At 69.1% G+C, this 14932-nt stretch carries 15 protein-coding genes and 2 pseudogenes; 9 read left to right on the top strand and 8 right to left on the bottom strand.

Going from position 1 to position 14932, the window contains the following annotated elements; genetic code table 11:
- Position 1 precedes the first annotated feature (1 nt).
- The gene (locus OG594_RS45185; protein ID WP_266608455.1) at positions 2-1588 is read right to left on the bottom strand and encodes an FMN-binding glutamate synthase family protein; all 1587 of its coding nucleotides are present in this window, start codon (positions 1586-1588) and stop codon (positions 2-4) included.
- 195 nt (positions 1589-1783) lie between these two features.
- On the opposite strand from OG594_RS45185, the gene OG594_RS45180 reads away from it, so the two are divergent.
- From OG594_RS45180 to OG594_RS45170, 3 genes are all read left to right on the top strand, one after another.
- Positions 1784-1978 (top strand): hypothetical protein, encoded by a 195-nt coding sequence (locus OG594_RS45180; RefSeq protein WP_266608453.1) that lies wholly within the window; start codon positions 1784-1786, stop codon positions 1976-1978.
- A gap of 4 nt (positions 1979-1982) precedes the next feature.
- Positions 1983-2732, top strand: coding sequence for a restriction endonuclease (locus OG594_RS45175; RefSeq protein WP_266608451.1), 750 nt, complete (start codon positions 1983-1985; stop codon positions 2730-2732).
- A gap of 312 nt (positions 2733-3044) precedes the next feature.
- Positions 3045-3896 carry an RNA repair domain-containing protein gene (locus OG594_RS45170; protein WP_266608449.1) on the top strand — a complete coding sequence of 284 codons (852 nt, stop codon included), beginning with the start codon at positions 3045-3047 and terminating at the stop codon, positions 3894-3896.
- Between the two features lie 922 nt (positions 3897-4818).
- Here OG594_RS45170 and OG594_RS45165 read toward each other — a convergent pair.
- Positions 4819-5169, bottom strand: a complete 351-nt coding sequence (locus OG594_RS45165) for a hypothetical protein (RefSeq protein WP_266608448.1) — start codon at positions 5167-5169, stop codon at positions 4819-4821.
- Positions 5170-6071: 902 nt separating this feature from the next.
- Here OG594_RS45165 and OG594_RS45160 point away from each other — a divergent pair.
- On the top strand, positions 6072-6767 hold the full coding sequence (locus tag OG594_RS45160; protein WP_266608446.1) for a VC0807 family protein: 696 nt from the start codon (positions 6072-6074) through the stop codon (positions 6765-6767).
- The gene (locus OG594_RS45155; RefSeq protein WP_266608444.1) at positions 6764-7969 is read left to right on the top strand and encodes an aromatic ring-hydroxylating dioxygenase subunit alpha; all 1206 of its coding nucleotides are present in this window, start codon (positions 6764-6766) and stop codon (positions 7967-7969) included. The genes OG594_RS45160 and OG594_RS45155 overlap by 4 nt, the downstream gene beginning before the upstream one ends.
- Positions 7970-8219: 250 nt before the next feature.
- On the opposite strand, the gene OG594_RS45150 is transcribed toward OG594_RS45155, so the two are convergent.
- Both OG594_RS45150 and OG594_RS45145 read right to left on the bottom strand, forming a co-directional pair.
- Complete coding sequence (locus OG594_RS45150) at positions 8220-8522, bottom strand: hypothetical protein (RefSeq protein WP_266608442.1); 303 nt, start codon at positions 8520-8522, stop codon at positions 8220-8222.
- 170 nt (positions 8523-8692) lie between these two features.
- Positions 8693-9136: a MarR family winged helix-turn-helix transcriptional regulator gene (locus OG594_RS45145; RefSeq protein WP_266608440.1), complete on the bottom strand. Its 444-nt coding sequence runs from the start codon at positions 9134-9136 to the stop codon at positions 8693-8695.
- Positions 9137-9225: 89 nt separating this feature from the next.
- Here OG594_RS45145 and OG594_RS45140 point away from each other — a divergent pair, with 89 nt between their 5' ends.
- Positions 9226-10149: a zinc-binding dehydrogenase gene (locus OG594_RS45140; RefSeq protein WP_266608438.1), complete on the top strand. Its 924-nt coding sequence runs from the start codon at positions 9226-9228 to the stop codon at positions 10147-10149.
- Positions 10150-10536: 387 nt separating this feature from the next.
- On the opposite strand, the gene OG594_RS45135 is transcribed toward OG594_RS45140, so the two are convergent.
- The 4 genes and pseudogenes from OG594_RS45135 to OG594_RS45120 all read right to left on the bottom strand — a co-directional run bounded on the left by OG594_RS45135 (position 10537) and on the right by OG594_RS45120 (position 12352).
- A complete protein-coding gene (locus tag OG594_RS45135) occupies positions 10537-10797 on the bottom strand; it encodes a DUF5959 family protein (RefSeq protein WP_266608893.1) in 261 nt (86 codons plus the stop codon).
- A 107-nt stretch (positions 10798-10904) separates the two neighbouring features.
- Positions 10905-11018, bottom strand: a pseudogene (locus tag OG594_RS45130) (hypothetical protein); the annotation flags it as partial.
- Between the two features lie 78 nt (positions 11019-11096).
- Positions 11097-11345 (bottom strand): annotated as a pseudogene (locus OG594_RS45125) (IS110 family transposase); the annotation flags it as partial.
- A 104-nt stretch (positions 11346-11449) separates the two neighbouring features.
- On the bottom strand, positions 11450-12352 hold the full coding sequence (locus OG594_RS45120) for a helix-turn-helix domain-containing protein (RefSeq protein WP_266608436.1): 903 nt from the start codon (positions 12350-12352) through the stop codon (positions 11450-11452).
- Positions 12353-13166: 814 nt separating this feature from the next.
- Here OG594_RS45120 and OG594_RS45115 point away from each other — a divergent pair.
- The 3 genes from OG594_RS45115 (at position 13167) to OG594_RS45105 (ending at position 14720) form a co-directional block, all read left to right on the top strand.
- Positions 13167-13493, top strand: coding sequence for an SgcJ/EcaC family oxidoreductase (locus OG594_RS45115; protein WP_266608434.1), 327 nt, complete (start codon positions 13167-13169; stop codon positions 13491-13493).
- Between the two features lie 255 nt (positions 13494-13748).
- Positions 13749-13913 (top strand): hypothetical protein, encoded by a 165-nt coding sequence (locus OG594_RS45110; protein ID WP_266608432.1) that lies wholly within the window; start codon positions 13749-13751, stop codon positions 13911-13913.
- 381 nt (positions 13914-14294) lie between these two features.
- On the top strand, positions 14295-14720 hold the full coding sequence (locus OG594_RS45105) for a hypothetical protein (RefSeq protein ID WP_266608430.1): 426 nt from the start codon (positions 14295-14297) through the stop codon (positions 14718-14720).
- Positions 14721-14932 lie beyond the last annotated feature (212 nt).

The raw sequence follows: 14932 nt of genomic DNA, 5'->3' as shown, positions 1-14932 counted from the left end.
TTCAGGAGGTGGAGTGGGTGAAGCGGCCGGGGTCGGCCGCCTTCCAGTCGGCTGCCCAGCTTTCGGGCGGCGAAGCGATCAGTTCTCCGGGGGCGAGCCAGGCGTACAGTTCGGCGTACGAGCGGACGGTGTGCGGGTCCACCCGCTGGAGCAGCATGTGGGGGTGCAGTCCGCGCGCATCGTCGACGCCCATGGCCGCCATGATCTGCAGCGCGCTCTTGACGGTCGCCTCCTGGTAGCGCCGTACGCGCTGCGCCTTGTCACCGACGTCCAGGGCCCGGGCGCGCCGCTCGTCCTGGGTGGCGACCCCGACGGGGCAGGTGTTGGTGTGGCAGCGCTGGGCCTGGATGCAGCCGATCGCGAACATCATGGCGCGGGCCGAATTGGTGTAGTCGGCGCCTTGGACCAGACGTTTGACGAGGTCGCTTCCGGTGGCGATCTTTCCGGAGGCTCCGATCCGGATGCGGTCGCGCAGCCCGGAGCCGACGAGGGCGTTGTGGACGGTCATCAGGCCGTCGCCGAGCGGCAGGCCGACGTGATCGGCGAACTCCAGGGGTGCCGCGCCCGTTCCGCCCTCCGCCCCGTCGACGACAATGAAGTCGGGGGTGACGTCCGCCTCCCGCATGGCCTTGCACACGGCGAGGAACTCGCGACGCGAGCCGACGCACAGCTTGAACCCCACGGGCTTCCCGCCGGCGAGCTCCCGCATGCGGGCCAGGAAGCACACCAGTTCGCGCGGGGTGGAGTACACGCGGTGGAACGGCGGCGAGATGACGGTCTCCCCCTGCGGCACCCCGCGCACCTGCGCTATCTCCGCGTTCACCTTGGCACCGGGCAGCACGCCGCCGATGCCCGGCTTGGCGCCCTGACTGATCTTCAGCGACACGCATTTGACCTGTGGGTGTGCGGCCTTCTCGGCGAACTGCCGCTCGTCGAAGCCCCCGTCGCCGGTACGGCACCCGAAGTATCCGGTGCCGATCTCCCATATGAGGTCCCCGCCGGGGCGCCGGTGGTACTCGGACACGCCGCCTTCGCCGGTGTCGTGGGCAAAACCACCCAGCTGTGCGCCGGTGTTGAGGGCGAGGACGGCGTTGGCGGACAGGGAGCCGAAGCTCATCGCCGAGACGTTGAGCAGGGACATGTCGTACGGCTCGGTGCAGTCGGGTCCGCCGACCCGGACCCGGGGCGGATCGGCGCGTACCGGGTGCGGGGCCATGGACGGCGTGAGGTATTCGCTGCCGGGCCGGAGGAGGTCGCGTTCGGTGCCGAACGGCTCCTCCGCGTCGGTGCCCTTGGCCCGCTCGTAGACAATGCTGCGGGTGTCACGGTCGAACGGGCTGCCGTCGATGTTCCGCTCGATGAAGTACTGCTGGATCTCCGGCCGCAGCGCCTCCAGGGCGAACCTGAGGTGACCGAGCAGGGGGTAGTTCCGCAGGAGGGAATGCCGGCGTTGCAGGAGGTCGTGCGAGGCCAAAAGGACGAGCAGCAGCGACGGAACGGCCACGGCCCACCACCAGGGCGAGACGACGACGGCGGCGACGGCGGCGAGCGCCGCTGCGGCGCCGGGCAGGATCAGTGTCTTCAGCACACCCCTCTTGTGTCCCGAAGACCGCGCGCCAAGCCTTCCCGGGAGTGCCGGGGTCGCGCCCTGGCGTGGGAGGCGTGGTTCATTCCGCCGCCAACGGGGAGCGCGGCTCAGCCGGCGGAATTCTCACGGGAGCGGCCGCTCATGATCCGGCCCGCGCGGGGAACACGGCCGTCACCGACCGAAAGGAGCATGGACATGCTCGGCATCACCGCCGCAGTGCTGTTGTTCATCGCATTCCTGATCAACGCCGCCACCATCGGCACGAACGACGTGTTCAGCTCCACCAACTTCATGCTGATCGGTCTCGCCGCGCTCGCGCTCCACGTCGCCGGCATCGGCCACGGGTGGGCGGTCCGCGGACGGGGCCGGGGCCGGGGCCGTAGGCGCTGACCCCGTGGCATCGAGGATGGGCAGGAGCGGGGTCCCGCGGCGCGGCGCGACGCTCGGGCGCGATCTGGTGCTCGCCGTGGGACTCGCCGGTACGGGCGTGGGTGGACTGGCCGTCTTCGTCAAGGCCGCCTCGGCGGCCGGGACGCGGATGCCGGTCCTGCCGGTGGCCGCGGCGGCGGTGCTGCTGATCGGCGTGGCTTTCGCCGGGTGGAGCATGCACCCCGTCAGGCGTCGTCCCACGGCACCGCCCGACCCGGGCGTGCGCTGCGCGCCGGGTGCGCGGCCCGCGACGGATCCGCCGGATGTGGGAGCCGACGCGCCGGATCATGGCGCGGTCGATGCCGACGGCTTCGAGCACACCGTCCCCGCTCTCTGCGTACGCGACGGCTGCACCCCGGTGGAAGTGGTGGGCGGCGCGGGCGACCTGGGCGCCGACGTGATCGCCACCACCCCGGACGGGCTGCGCGTCATCGTGCAGTGCAAGCACTACGCCGAGGACAACCGGGTGGGCTCGCAGGACCTCCAGCGTTTCGGCGGGACGTGCTTCGCCGTCCACGACGCCGACGTCGCGATCATCGTCACCACCAGTTACTTCACCGCACCCGCCCTCGAGTACGCCGCCACGTGCGGCATCGTCTGTGTCGACGGCGAGGCCCTGGCGGCCTGGACCGAGCCGGGTATGCGGCGGCCGCCGTGGGAATCGGACACTGTCCACTCCGACTGCTCCGCCGACGGCGCGCGGGCCGGCCGTTGAGGGGAGGCACAACGGGCCGACAGGACCCGCGCCGCGTCGTGGCTGAACGGGGCCAGGTGGTGATCATGGCAGCGTCCTTGGGCGGGAGCCGCCGGTCCTGGTGGTCCGACCACTGCTGATGGCCCCGCACGACGGCGGGTCACCGCGGCCTCCGGCCTCGGTCCACAGCGCCGGGTTGCCCGTCGCAGCACCTACTGGCCCAGCGCTGCAACGCCCGGATTCAGCCCCGCGCAGCGACGTGGGCGGGCCGGGCGCTGACTTGCAGGGCCGACCGGGCGCGCGTCACCCTGATAGTCGAGGGCAGGTGCCGACGTGCACACCAGCGACGAGATCTACCACCGGGTGCTGTGGGACCCGCGATTCGACCCCGAGCGGTTCGTGATGGGGATCGCCGAGCGAGGGGCCCCGCCGAAGCGGGTCCTGCTCGGCGACTTCGTGCCGGGCGGGGAGATCCCCTGGCACCGGGTGGTGTTCTTCGAGGCAGACGGACAGGTCGTCTGGGACCGCGCCTGCGGCGTCGACCGGCTGGACGAGGCCCTCGTCGAGCCGGTCGGTCCCGTACCGGCCCCGGCCCCCGGCGACGTCCTCGCCGTCCCGTCGACGAACCGCACCGCCGTCGCCTGGCTGCCGCCGGCAAAGTTGTGGCCGCCGATCCAGCACATTCGCCGCGAACACGATCGACAGATCCGCCGCTGGCCGCCGCACGTCAACGTGGTCTTCGGTTTCGTCCCCGAGGCCGAGTTCGCCCGGGCCCTGCCACTGGTCGCCGCGGCGCTCGCCGAGACGCCGCCATTCACCGCCCGCCTGGCGGGCGTCCACTGGTTCGGACACCGCGAGGACGCCACCGTCTGGCTCAACCCGGCCGCCGCCGACCCCGAGCCCTGGGAGCGGCTGCGGGAGTCCCTCGAGCTTCGCTTCCCGCTCTGCGGATCGCACGCGCACGGCTTCACCCCGCACCTGTCCCTCGGCCGTACTCCGAACCCGCGCTCCCTCGCCCGCAAGGCAGAGGCCCTCCTCGGCCCCATGACGGCCCGGGTCGACGAGCTGGTCCTGCTGTCCCGGCGCGGCGACGAGCCGATGCGGGTCCGAGCCCGCGTCCTGCTCGGCAGCGGCGACGTACGTCACCCGGAGACTCCGGCCCTTCCGGACGGCTCTCCGCCGTGACCGCCCGCATCAGACGCTGCCGTGCTGGGTAGAGAGCCATCCGCAGTACTGCACCATCCGGCATGGTGATGTGAGGGCCGCTGTTGCAGGAGGTCATCGGCGAGCCCGGGGAACAGCTGCCGCAAGTGCGGCGTGGTGGCGAACGTGCCGATCAGTGCTGAACGTGCAAACCCGCCCCGGTGCCAGACGAACTGGTGGGGCGGGCTCAGGGCGCGGCAGGTACAGAAGGTGATGCGTCCTGGCGTGGGTCAACAGCCAACGCGCGAAGTCGGTGCACGGCGCGCTGCGCCGGGAACGGCGCGGAGGCTCGTCGTAGCGTCTGCCGGCGAGGCTGTTGCAGTCCCGCATGGCGCCCGCAGCCACATACCGCCCTTCGTCGGAAGGCCGTTACTGCGCTGACGACTATGGACACGCACCATGGCACGGCCGCCCTCGGCCCTGTCGCCCGCCTTCTGTGGCGGCACGTGCGCCTTCGTCATCGTGCGGTACTGGCCGCAAAGCCCGCATGAGCGCGAGCCCTCGCGGCGCAGGTCCAGCCCTAGTGTTCCGGGAGGCCGGCTATCAGACACTCACCGAGTGTATCCATGTTCGATCTCAACGTTGCGCCTCTTTGTAGGACGCCGCTGCCTGTGCCGAACCGGCCGAGCGCGGCTTCAGAACGGCGCTGGGCTTGTCCTCCGTAGCATCGGTGAGGCGGAGACTCCCCGAGGACCAGGCCGTGCGGCAATTGCGCCTCGGCGACCGCCACGAGGTCCGGCCATCGGTCCTGTACCAGCGCCCCGCGGCGGGTCTGCACGACCACCGAGCCGCCCGGGCCGGCCGCGAGAGGCCGTTCGGGTTTGCGTACACCTGGCAGGTCGGGCCGGCCAACGCGCCGAGTCTTTGAGTGAACCCCGCGGCCAAGCGGTCACTCCGTCAAGTATCAGCCAGTGAAAGTGAGTTCGCGCCCGGTGAGCTTCCCGTCGGGGGTGAGGGTGAAGGCAGTGGGGTCCATGCTCGTGGCGCCGTGGGCGTCCTCGCCGTACGCCATGAGCGTGATCGACTCGGCCTTGCCCATGTGGATCTCCGCCTCGGCGGCGTGCGCCCAAACGTTGACTCGGATGTGCGCCGACCAGTGCAGCACCTCTTGGGACCGCCAGCCGCCCCATGTCGCTTCGGGGAGAAGGCCCGCCACCGGTCCCTGCCGGACGGCAAAGTCGCCGGCGGCCAGCAGTACGGTGGCCAGGATGAGGTAGATCGCCGTCACGCGGGACGGGCGGCGTAGCGCGGGCACGGAGGGCTCCTGTCGTTCGGTCGACGGCGGCCGGTTCCGTCGCATCACCCAGGGGAAGAGACGGTCGTGAGCGCGCGCCCGTTCCCGAACGGCGGCGCGGCCTCGGTCGTGGACTGGGTCGGCCGTGACATCTCGATGTCCAACGACACATCCCGGTGGCTGGCTTCCAACTACTGCGTCACGGCTCACGCCCTGCGCGAACGTCGCGCTCAGAATGACCACCCCAAAGCGCCCAGTGATCAAAGTGGGACGCTCAGTCACATGCGCGTCGGATGGCCGACATGGGGCGCCGACAGGTAAATCGAACACATGTTTCACTTGGGGCGCGAGACCACGACCCGCTTCCCCGTGGACCTGATCACGCCACAAAAGGCGTACAGGAGACCGACGCCGAACTCGCACAGGCCCCCGCCGGCGCCGGTACGACGGGCTGCGGCGTCGACTGATCACACTCTCCGAGGACCCGTACACCCCCCTACTGGGCGGCCCTCGCCGCCCGGCGGGCCGGCGGCGTCGAGCTGCGGCGCGCCGCCCGCACCCACACCTCCGCACCGGCGGACGGGGAGGCAGCAGCACGAACGAGCGGACCACCACGCCCCGCCCGCAGGAACCCACCCGACACCCAGCCAGACCGACCCTGCGCCCGGCACGGATCCCCCCTGCCCGGTACGGCGCCCCGACGCCCCCGCCATGCCGGACATGCCGCACCCAGCTCCCGGAATCGCAGCAGAAGCCGAACCACTCCGGAGCCTGACCTCACGGAGCCTTCCGGCCGAACCCCGCATCGCCCCGCCACAAGCACACATGGATGAATCAGAATAAAACGGTACATCGAAGGATGTACGCACATATCGCCCACCATGTCGATTTGATGATCTTGGCCGGTCCCTACGGTTTTTCGTATGGCATCACTGAACGGCCGGACCGAAGCACACAAGATCCCGACGTGGCGGGCAGCGGCCACTGCGATGCTAGTCGCCGTGGTTCTCCCGCTGGCCGTGTTCTACGTTCTGCGGGCACAGGGGATCAGCCAATGGCTGGCACTGACGCTCAGCGGGGCGGTCCCCGCAGTCCACATGGCTGTCCGGGCCGCCACGCAGCGCCATGTGAACAGCTTCGAGGCGTTCATGATCGGCATGCTGGCGGTACGCATTGTGACGTCGCTGCTCACCGGCAGTCCACGGGTCATCCTCGTCAAGGACGCCGGACTCGGGACGGCTGCCGGGCTCTGGATACTGGGCTCGCTTCTCGCGGCGAAGCCCTTCGCCTTCCAAGCCGGCCAGTCCTGGCACGCGCCCACCAGCGCAGCCGCCCGGGAAGCAGCCTGGGACGCCTCGCCCGCGCTGCGCAGCGGACTGACCCGGCTAACTGTGCTGTGGGGCTGCGCGCAACTCCTGGACAGCGCTGCCGGAATGCTCCTCGCCCTGCTCATGCCGGTGGAAACGGTTCCAGCAGTCAACCGGGCCAAGGGACTGGCGCTGCTGAGCGCTGTCCTCCTCGCCACCGTCTCCTACAGCCGCCGCTACCGGCGCCAGCACGCTCTGTCCCTCTTCGGTTCGACACCCCTGATCACCAGAAAGGAAGGCCGATCACCATGACCGTCCACCACACCACGGCCAAGCAGCCCGCCAACCCCGCATCCGCCCCCGGGGCCCTGCGTGAGACGCTCGCGGAACTTCAGCGTCTGGCCACGCTCCCACTTGAACGCGGCCAGACACTGCCACCCCACGCCTACACCTCCCCCGAGATGTACGAATGGGAGGTCGAGCGGATCTTCCGGCGCGAGTGGCTCTGCGTGGCACGAACCGAGGACATTCCACAGCCGGGAAGCTATCTGCGGTTGGACATCCTCGGCACACCGCTGGTGATCACGCGGGACGAGGAGGGCGAGCTCCATGCCCTGTCCCGGGTGTGCCGCCACCGGTTCATGGACCTCCTGCCACCGGAGAACACGCCCGAGCGCGGCTGCCTGGAACGGCTCACGTGCCCGTACCACACCTGGACCTACCGGCTGAACGGCCACTATGCGGGACAGCTCGCCGGTGCTCCGTTGATGCAGCGCGTCGACTTCGACCGGGCCAGCTGCCGGCTCCCGGCCCACCGCGTCGAGGTCTGGAACGGCTTCGTCATGCTCAACCTCGACCCCGACGCGGCACCGGCAGCACCCGCATTGCGCGGGCTGGACCTGCGCCTGAGCAGCCACGGCATCGCCGACTGGGTGAGTGTCCACACCCAGACCTGGGAAGGCGTACCCGCCAACTGGAAAGTGGCGGTGGAGAACGGTTCGGAGAACTACCACCACATGGGCACGCATGCGGCGACCCTGGATCCGGTACTGCCGGGACGGAACACGGAAGTCGACGAATGCGACGGCCGGTGGTTCACCATGTTCACGCCGCTCTCCGACCCCGAGCAGGGCGGCACCGGCCTCGGGAGACCTTCTTCTCACCGTCGGGAATCGCAGCCGGGAATGCTCATTGCCGGCATCTTCCCGCAGTTCGTCCTGGCGGTCCTGCCCAACAGCGCGGTCGGCATCCGCTGGCTGCCCACCGGTCCCGCCACCCACAACACACAGATCACGGCCATGGTCCCACCCGGAGCGCAGAGCACTCCCGGTTTCGCGGAGGAGCTGGCCGCCATGCGCGCCCAGATCGCGCAGATCCAGGAAGAGGATCTCGTGGCCATCCGCGGCGTCCAGCGCGGCCTGGCCTCACACCCGGCGCCGTCCAACGGCCGGTTCTCCCATCTGGAGCGCCCGTTGTGGCAATTCCAGCGCTACCTTGCAGAGCGACTGTTGTGACTGCCGTCAGACATCGATGGCGTCGGGTAGGCCGGGCTGGGAGGAGCGGAGCTATGCGTTCCCAGAAGTCGTCGGGAACAAGGTCGGCAGACACCTAGAAGAGTCTGCCCGACGCATTGTCAGATACCGGCCGAGATGCCGGTGTCGATGCGACTGACGGCAGCAGCCGGCCGGGTTCAGCGCCAGCCACCGTGGCGAGGCTCTACGTGCTCGCCGAACGGCGGGTCGAACACCTGTCCGTCACGGTCGGTCACGACGTAGTCCGGTTCGGCCTTCGAGGCGGCTGCGTGCAACCGGATGACGAGGTCAGTGATGGGGACGACACGCAGCGACAGGGCTGCGGACAAGGCCGGCGGCCATTCTGCTCAGCGCACAGGAAGTACTCCCCACCGGCGGACTCCCCGGCGATCACCTCCAGCTGCGCACCCGAGGCGAGCCTGAAGCCATCGCCATAGTGCCTCCGGTGGATGTCGAAGCCGAACGATGACCGCAGCAGCAGATCGATCTCCGGGGTGGACTGGATCAGGCCGAGCAGATGATCGCTCGAGGTCATGGCCTGGACGATAGCGAGTGCCGCTGACCTATCAGTGCCAGGCGAACAGTGCGCCCGGGTCCGGCCGGGGCGCGACGCCGTGGATGGCGCACTCCAGACCGCGCCTGCACCCAAGCATCACAATCCATTCTGAAACCATCAGTAGCAGCGGTCCGATGGATCATGCGTGATCAGGCCAGGATCTCCGCTGCTTCGTGCAGCCGCGTCAGCAGTGCCATCAGCTGCTTCTGCTCATCCGGGGTGAGTGGTGCCAGCAGTTGGGCATTGGCGGCTTCGGCCAGAGCTCCGCAGCGGGTGAGGACGGCCGCGCCCTCCGGGGTGGCGGTGACGGCGTTCTTGCGACGGTCGGAGGGATGGGGAGCGCGCAGGACGAGGCCCTCCTTCTGGAGGTGGTTGAGGATACCGACCATGTCCTTGGGGTCGACGGCCAGCCGACGGCCCAGGTCTGCCTGGGTGACGGGCCCGTACTCGGCCGTCGCGGCCAGTACCGCGTGATGTATGAGCTTCAACCCCTCCGCGGCGATCGCGTCGGCAACCATGGCCCTGCCGCGCGCCGCAACACGGCCGACGAGCCATGTCGGCAGGGACTGGATGCGCTGGAGGTCCGAGGTCATGTGCTCAGCCTACCTAAATATCATTGGACTCCCCAATGATATTCACCCTATCGTTGGGGCATCCAATGAGTCTGGATCAGGGAGGTCCTGTGCTGCGCATTCGCCATGAGGTCAACGGTGGACCCGAAGTGCTGTTCGCCGAGGAGGTCGACCGACCCGAGGCAGGAGCCGGGGAAGTATTGATCCGGGTCGAAGCGATCGGGGTGACCCTCCCCACCGTGCGCAAGGTGCGGGAAGGCAGCGAGCCGATCCCGTTCGGCGGCGAGGTCACCGGGGAGATCGTCGCCACTGGTGCGGGAGTCACCGCCTTCGGCGTCGGAGACCGCGTCACCGGGCTGTGCTTCGCCAACGCCTACGCCGAATTCGCGGTTCTGAACACCGCCATGACTTCCCCGATCCCAGACAGTGCGACCGCCGTGGAGGCGGTCGCACTGGTCCGCAGTGGGCTGGTGGCGCGCGGTGCCTACGAAGCCGCGCGCATGGAGCCCGGCGAGTCAGTCCTGGTCACGGCGGCGGCCAGCGCAGTGGGCACGCTCGCCCTCCAATACGCCAAGGCTGGCGGGGCAGCACGCGTCGTCGCCGCCATCAGCAGCGCCGCCAAGGCCGACTTCGTCCGAGGGCTGGGCGCCGACGAGGTCATCCTCTACGAGGACGCCGACTGGGGCGCCCCGTACGACGTGATTCTCGACGGCGTCGGCGGCGACTTGCTCGGACCCGCCGTACGGGCCCTGGCCACGGGTGGCCGCCTGGTGGCCTTCAGCTCCGGCGGCGGCACGGTCGAGGCGTACGAACTCCTGGTCCGCGGCGCCTCGATGATCGGCTTCCAGATGCGGGCCATCGCCACCGGGAAACCCGAACTCTACGACCGCTGGTTGCGCGAGCTCTGGCAGATGCACGCCGCCGGCACCCTGCGCATCGCCGTACACGAGGAAATCCCCCTCAACGGCGCCGCCCGAGCCCACACCCTGATCGAGCAGCGCCGTAACTTCGGGAAGGTCGTCCTCGTCCCTTAGGAGGTCCAGGAACAGGTCCGTGCAAACGGATCCCGCCTAGGGGTGCCACTCCATCGCGGGCGCAGCGCTCCCGTGTTCCGGGCACCAGGACGTCGGGACGATGCCGCCGCAGTCGTGCAGATCCGCCACGTCAGCCTCCACAATGAGGGTACGGGGCTCTCCTTCCCGGCGAAACGACGCCATCATCCCTGGAACACCTTCGTACGCCGAGGGCCGCTTGGACGCACTACGGCCGACGGCCTCCAAAGCCGGCCGGCGAAGTCGCCCAACGCGCCTGACGGACCTGTGCCACGACGCGGACAGGCGTCACCAGCCCTGCCCTGGTCTGACTGATTCCCCATCGTCGTTGTCAAGCAGTCGGAGTGGTGCGGGAAGGCGAGCTCGTGGTCAGGGACGTGCGCCGTAGTGGTCCTCTGTGCCCACGCCGAGAACGGCTCGGGCAGCCGCCAGACGCTCCCTGGACTCGGCTATCCACTCTTCGCTCATGTCGAGCGGCACGGAGACGACGATCTGGGTGCTGGGCCCGTCATGGACTTCGACCACGTAGGGGTCGTCGGCAATGAATCGGAGGTAGGCCGTGCGGCCGGATCGGGGCCAGTCCGCCGTGAACGGCTCGTCGAGGTCGGCCTCCTGCTCGTTCTCCTCGATGGCGTCCAGAAGCTGGCCCCAGTCTGAGAGGTCCTCGGAGTCGACCCGAGATAGACGGTTCCGTTCACGAAGCCGCTTGTGACGACGGCTTCCGCGTCGTAGTACCGGCCCCCCAGGCCTTCGAGGGTGGGCTCGGTTGAACGCAAACGAACGGTGACGCTCTGGCCAGGGTCGGCCAGCCGGATCAGTTCAATCGCATCGGGCCGTGTGTTCGTGTCCATGGCCGGGAACCTACGGCGGGCGCTCAGGAACGACGCTGACGGGTGTGCGTTCCGCGTCCGCTGACAAGCACGTGGTCGTCATGCCGCGGCTGGTTCCGGTTGAAGTGGCTGGGCTGTCCATTGGCGTTGGTCGCGTATGAGGGCCCAGAGAACGTCGAGGCGACGGCGGGCGAGCGCGAGAATCTCCTGCTTGTGTCTCTTGCCCTCGGCTCGTTTGCGGTCGTAGAAGGTCTTCGACGTGGGGCAGAAGCGGGCAGCCATCCGGACGGAGAGGTAGAAGACGCGCAGGAGTCAGCGGTGGTAGCGGTGTGACCGGCGCATGTTGCCGTGAGGGGAGCTTGCCGCCGGTGCCCCCTCCACAGTCACTTCGCCCGCCGCGGAAGCGTTTACGCAGGTCAGCCCCGTCGGTCAAGGTCCCCCGACGCGTTGCGTCACATGCCGACCGAGCGTCGGAAGTCGCTGGGAGACATTCCGTACGCAAGGCGGAAAGCGCGGGCGAAATGCGCCTGGTGGCGAAAGCCCCATCGGGCTGCGGTCTGGCCAATGCTCCGGTGCGCGATCCGCGGATTGGTGAGATCAGCTCGGCTGCGCTCCAGTCGGCGCTGGCGGATCGTGCCGCCAACCGTCTCCGGCTGCTGCTGGAACAGCTGGTGCAGTAGGCGTACGGAGATGTGGTGGTGTACTGCAATGGTGGCCGGAGTGAGATCGGGGTCGGCCAGGTTGTGATCGATGAAGGCCTGGATCTGGGCGAGCAGAGCCTGGTGGCGGGTCTCGGCCGGGAGGGAAGGGGCGCTGTCGAGCCGGCTGGCCAGGAAGACGGTGGCCAGATCGACCGCGATGGCGCCCAGGCGCTGTAGCTCGTCGGCTTCGCATCGGTCGGTGCTCTCGCGCAGGCCGGCCAGGTAGCCGGCGAGGAGCGCGCCCGCTCCTGTGCGGGAGGGCAGGCGGGTGCCCAGAAGTCTGTCGATCCGGTCGGGTGGGAGCGGCAGGGCGGTTCTGGGCAGCCGGAGCAGGGTGACGCGCGAGAGCCTGCTGTGATCCTCGAACTCGCACGCCAGAGGTTGGGAGGTGTCGAACAGGGCCATGTCTCTGGCCCTGAGCAGGGTGTTGCTGCGGCGCTGTTCCAGCCCCATTGGGCTGCCGTGGACCAGGAAGAGGAAGTAGCAGTCCGGGTCGGAGCGTCGGATGTCCACGGGTGCCCGCTGGGCCGACATCGGCGAGAAGGAGAACGAGGACACCTCGGTCTGTGGCAGACGCAGCGACGTCGCTGCTCCTCTGAAGCGGTCGGCATGCTGGCTGGTGATCGACACCGCCCCGACCGCTTCGCTGACCATCCCGTTCCACCACTCGAAGCCGTCCCTCTCGCTGACGCTGTTGGTGGATACGGAGACGGACAGTTCTGATTCCACTTCTCTGGCTGTCATCGCGCCCCCTAGCCCATCTGGTCACCAGGTCCACATTCATGCTCAGGCACCCAGCGATTGGGGGCGAGCACCCTGCCGGTCAGCTCGGGGTGCACTCCACGCCAAATGCGAGCGCTGGCAGCAGAAATGGGCAGCGGAGTCGTGGTGACACTCGTGGCCACGCGGTGTACAAGGCGGCTTCACGCCTACCCCGTCTCTCGGCGGATTGGTTCGCCACTCAATCGCTGCAGCGCAACAGCCCCTGACCTGCGAAAGCTTGGGAGCCATCGGCCCAGACGAGAGTTCGAGTCCCACCAAACGGAGGTGACCGGACTTCGGTCCCGCCGCCGCACCCGGCCACCTGGGTGGCCCGTTCGCTCGCCACGTACGAGAGGAACATGAACATGGCCACCACCATCCGCAAAAACACCGTGTGCGTAGTCGCCCGCTGCTGACGACGAAAGCACTCACGACTGACAGGTACCTGTTCTTCGCAGAGGATCTCGCCCTTGGCCGAGTAGTTTCCCCAGGCTCCGCGCATCCCGCCAGCAGCGCCTGCATCTGCACCGCCAGCACACCCCGGACGAGAGCATCGGCTATTTCGCACCGCGGGTCGGTGAACAAGAGCGCGGGGCCGAGTGGCGGTCCCTGCCCAGGGGCTGGGGCCTGGTCGAGGAGCGGGAGCGGCTCGGGGTCCGGGGAGTGCACCGCTGTCACGGCCACCGGCGACTACGACCGCGATGCGGTGTGCGCAGTACTGTCCTCGCTGGCCCAGGCCTGGGGCAGAGAGGATGCCGACGCCTACGGACCCCTCTTCACGCAGGACGCCACATACACCACCTACGTGGACACCTACTACCAGGGCCGCTGCGACATCACCGAGGCCCACCGGGCCCTCTTCAGCGGCTTCGTCAAGGGCACGAAGCTGGCCGACTCCCTCCTCGGCATCCGTTTCCCCGGCCCGGACACGGCCCTCGTCACCAGCCGTGGTGACACCTACACCGGCGACAAGCCGGGTGGGCTGACCAAGGTGCAGACGTACACGATGGTCCGCGAGGCCGACGGGCAGTGACGGATCGCCGCCTTCCAGAACACCCAGCGCCAGCCGGTCATGGAGAAGGTCTCCTTCCTCCTCTCGCCCGGCACGATCCCTGCGGCCGACAAGTGAGAGCGCTGCGCGCGCTGGTGACCGGCCCCAGCACCGGCACGGGGCGGACCTTCGCCCGGTAACGGGCCGCCACCGGGTACGCCGTCACCGCGGTCGCCCGGAGCAAGGACCTGGCTCCGCACCCTCGTCGACGGGCTCGGCTCGGGCCACCGCTACCTGGTGGCGGACCTTGACACCGCCGACGGTTGGGACGCGCTCACCGCGATACGGCTGAACTGCGAGGCCGTCGTCACCCTGGCCCACGCCTTCCTCGCCCCGGCCCGGCCGCTACGTCCGCCAGAACGCCCGGGGAAGACCGTCCAGCAGATCGCCGACATCCCCTAGCGGTTGGGCTCACTGGCGACGCCGAGTTCTACCAACACCTGGCAGTGGAGCTCCGGGGGCGAACCAGGTAGAGGTGGGCCACTGCGGCAGGGCTCGCCGCTGTTGCCGGGTGAGGGCGGCGCCGACCGCACCCGGAAGCAACTCGCGCAGCCCTCGACGGTCATCTAGAACGCCCCAACACCTCTACGTCGATGCCCTCGCTCGGCCTGGACGTCACCGCGGGAGGTCGTGGCCTCGGGCAGGCACGCGTGCCCAACAGAGACTCGTGCACTCCACGCCAAGAAAGCGTGCACCGCTCGCCAAAGCCGGCGTTGATGGCGCCTGGCGATACTCGGTGGGACGCGCCCGATGGGCGCACACCTCGACGGAAGGCGTCCCACCATGCGTACCAAGCTTCTGCTCGGTCTTGCCACCACCGCACTCCTCGCGAGCCCCTTGGCCACCGGAACCGCTTCCGCGGCCACCGACGCGGAGTCCGCGCTCACCGCCGTTCGGAGCTGCCCTCCGGAGCAGACGTACGACGACATCTCCTGCACGATGGCCTACAACGGTTCCTCCTGGTACAAGGGCGACTGGGTTGCCGTGCACCGCAGCCAGAGCGGCGGCACCTGGGTCAACGGCTACTCCAACAAGAGCGGTGTCTTTCGGGTGCTCCTCCGCAACGGGAACGGAAGCAGCGTTCGCTCGGACTGGACCAACGGAAACACCGGTCAGGGCGCTTCGGCAGGCCGGGTCAGCACCGTGCCAGCCCTGACCGGAACCATCGAGATCAATGGCGGCGCCTCGCGCCTCACCGTCAACGGCTGATCCGCGCACCGTACTCGGCAGCGACTTGAGGGGTCGTCCGGCACCCGCCGGGCGGCCCCTCCCGCCACGACCGCGCCATGCAGGTGGACCTGCCCTTCGGACGCCGCCGCTCGGGACATCGCCTCTCGCGGGTGCGGCAGCGGGGTCGACGCGAACGCGCCCGATCCGGTGATCCGCCGGCACGGCATGAGCTGGGTTGCCTGCCCTCCCTC

Origin of the sequence: Streptomyces sp. NBC_01214 (assembly GCF_026340975.1) — a bacterium.
Lineage (GTDB): Bacteria > Actinomycetota > Actinomycetes > Streptomycetales > Streptomycetaceae > Streptomyces.
Note: the sequence above shows the minus strand (reverse complement) of the source record. Positions and strands in the feature narration are given on the sequence as shown.

Excerpts from the sequence above, each read along its gene's own strand:
- OG594_RS45180 (WP_266608453.1), top strand. The coding sequence starts at position 1,784 with ATGCTCGGCATCACCGCCGCAGTGCTGTTGTTCATCGCATTCCTGATC.
- OG594_RS45160 (WP_266608446.1), top strand. The coding sequence starts at position 6,072 with ATGGCATCACTGAACGGCCGGACCGAAGCACACAAGATCCCGACGTGG.
- OG594_RS45155 (WP_266608444.1), top strand. The coding sequence starts at position 6,764 with ATGACCGTCCACCACACCACGGCCAAGCAGCCCGCCAACCCCGCATCC.
- OG594_RS45150 (WP_266608442.1), bottom strand. The coding sequence starts at position 8,522 with ATGACCTCGAGCGATCATCTGCTCGGCCTGATCCAGTCCACCCCGGAG.
- OG594_RS45145 (WP_266608440.1), bottom strand. The coding sequence starts at position 9,136 with ATGACCTCGGACCTCCAGCGCATCCAGTCCCTGCCGACATGGCTCGTC.
- OG594_RS45120 (WP_266608436.1), bottom strand. The coding sequence starts at position 12,352 with ATGGTCAGCGAAGCGGTCGGGGCGGTGTCGATCACCAGCCAGCATGCC.
- OG594_RS45105 (WP_266608430.1), top strand. The coding sequence starts at position 14,295 with ATGCGTACCAAGCTTCTGCTCGGTCTTGCCACCACCGCACTCCTCGCG.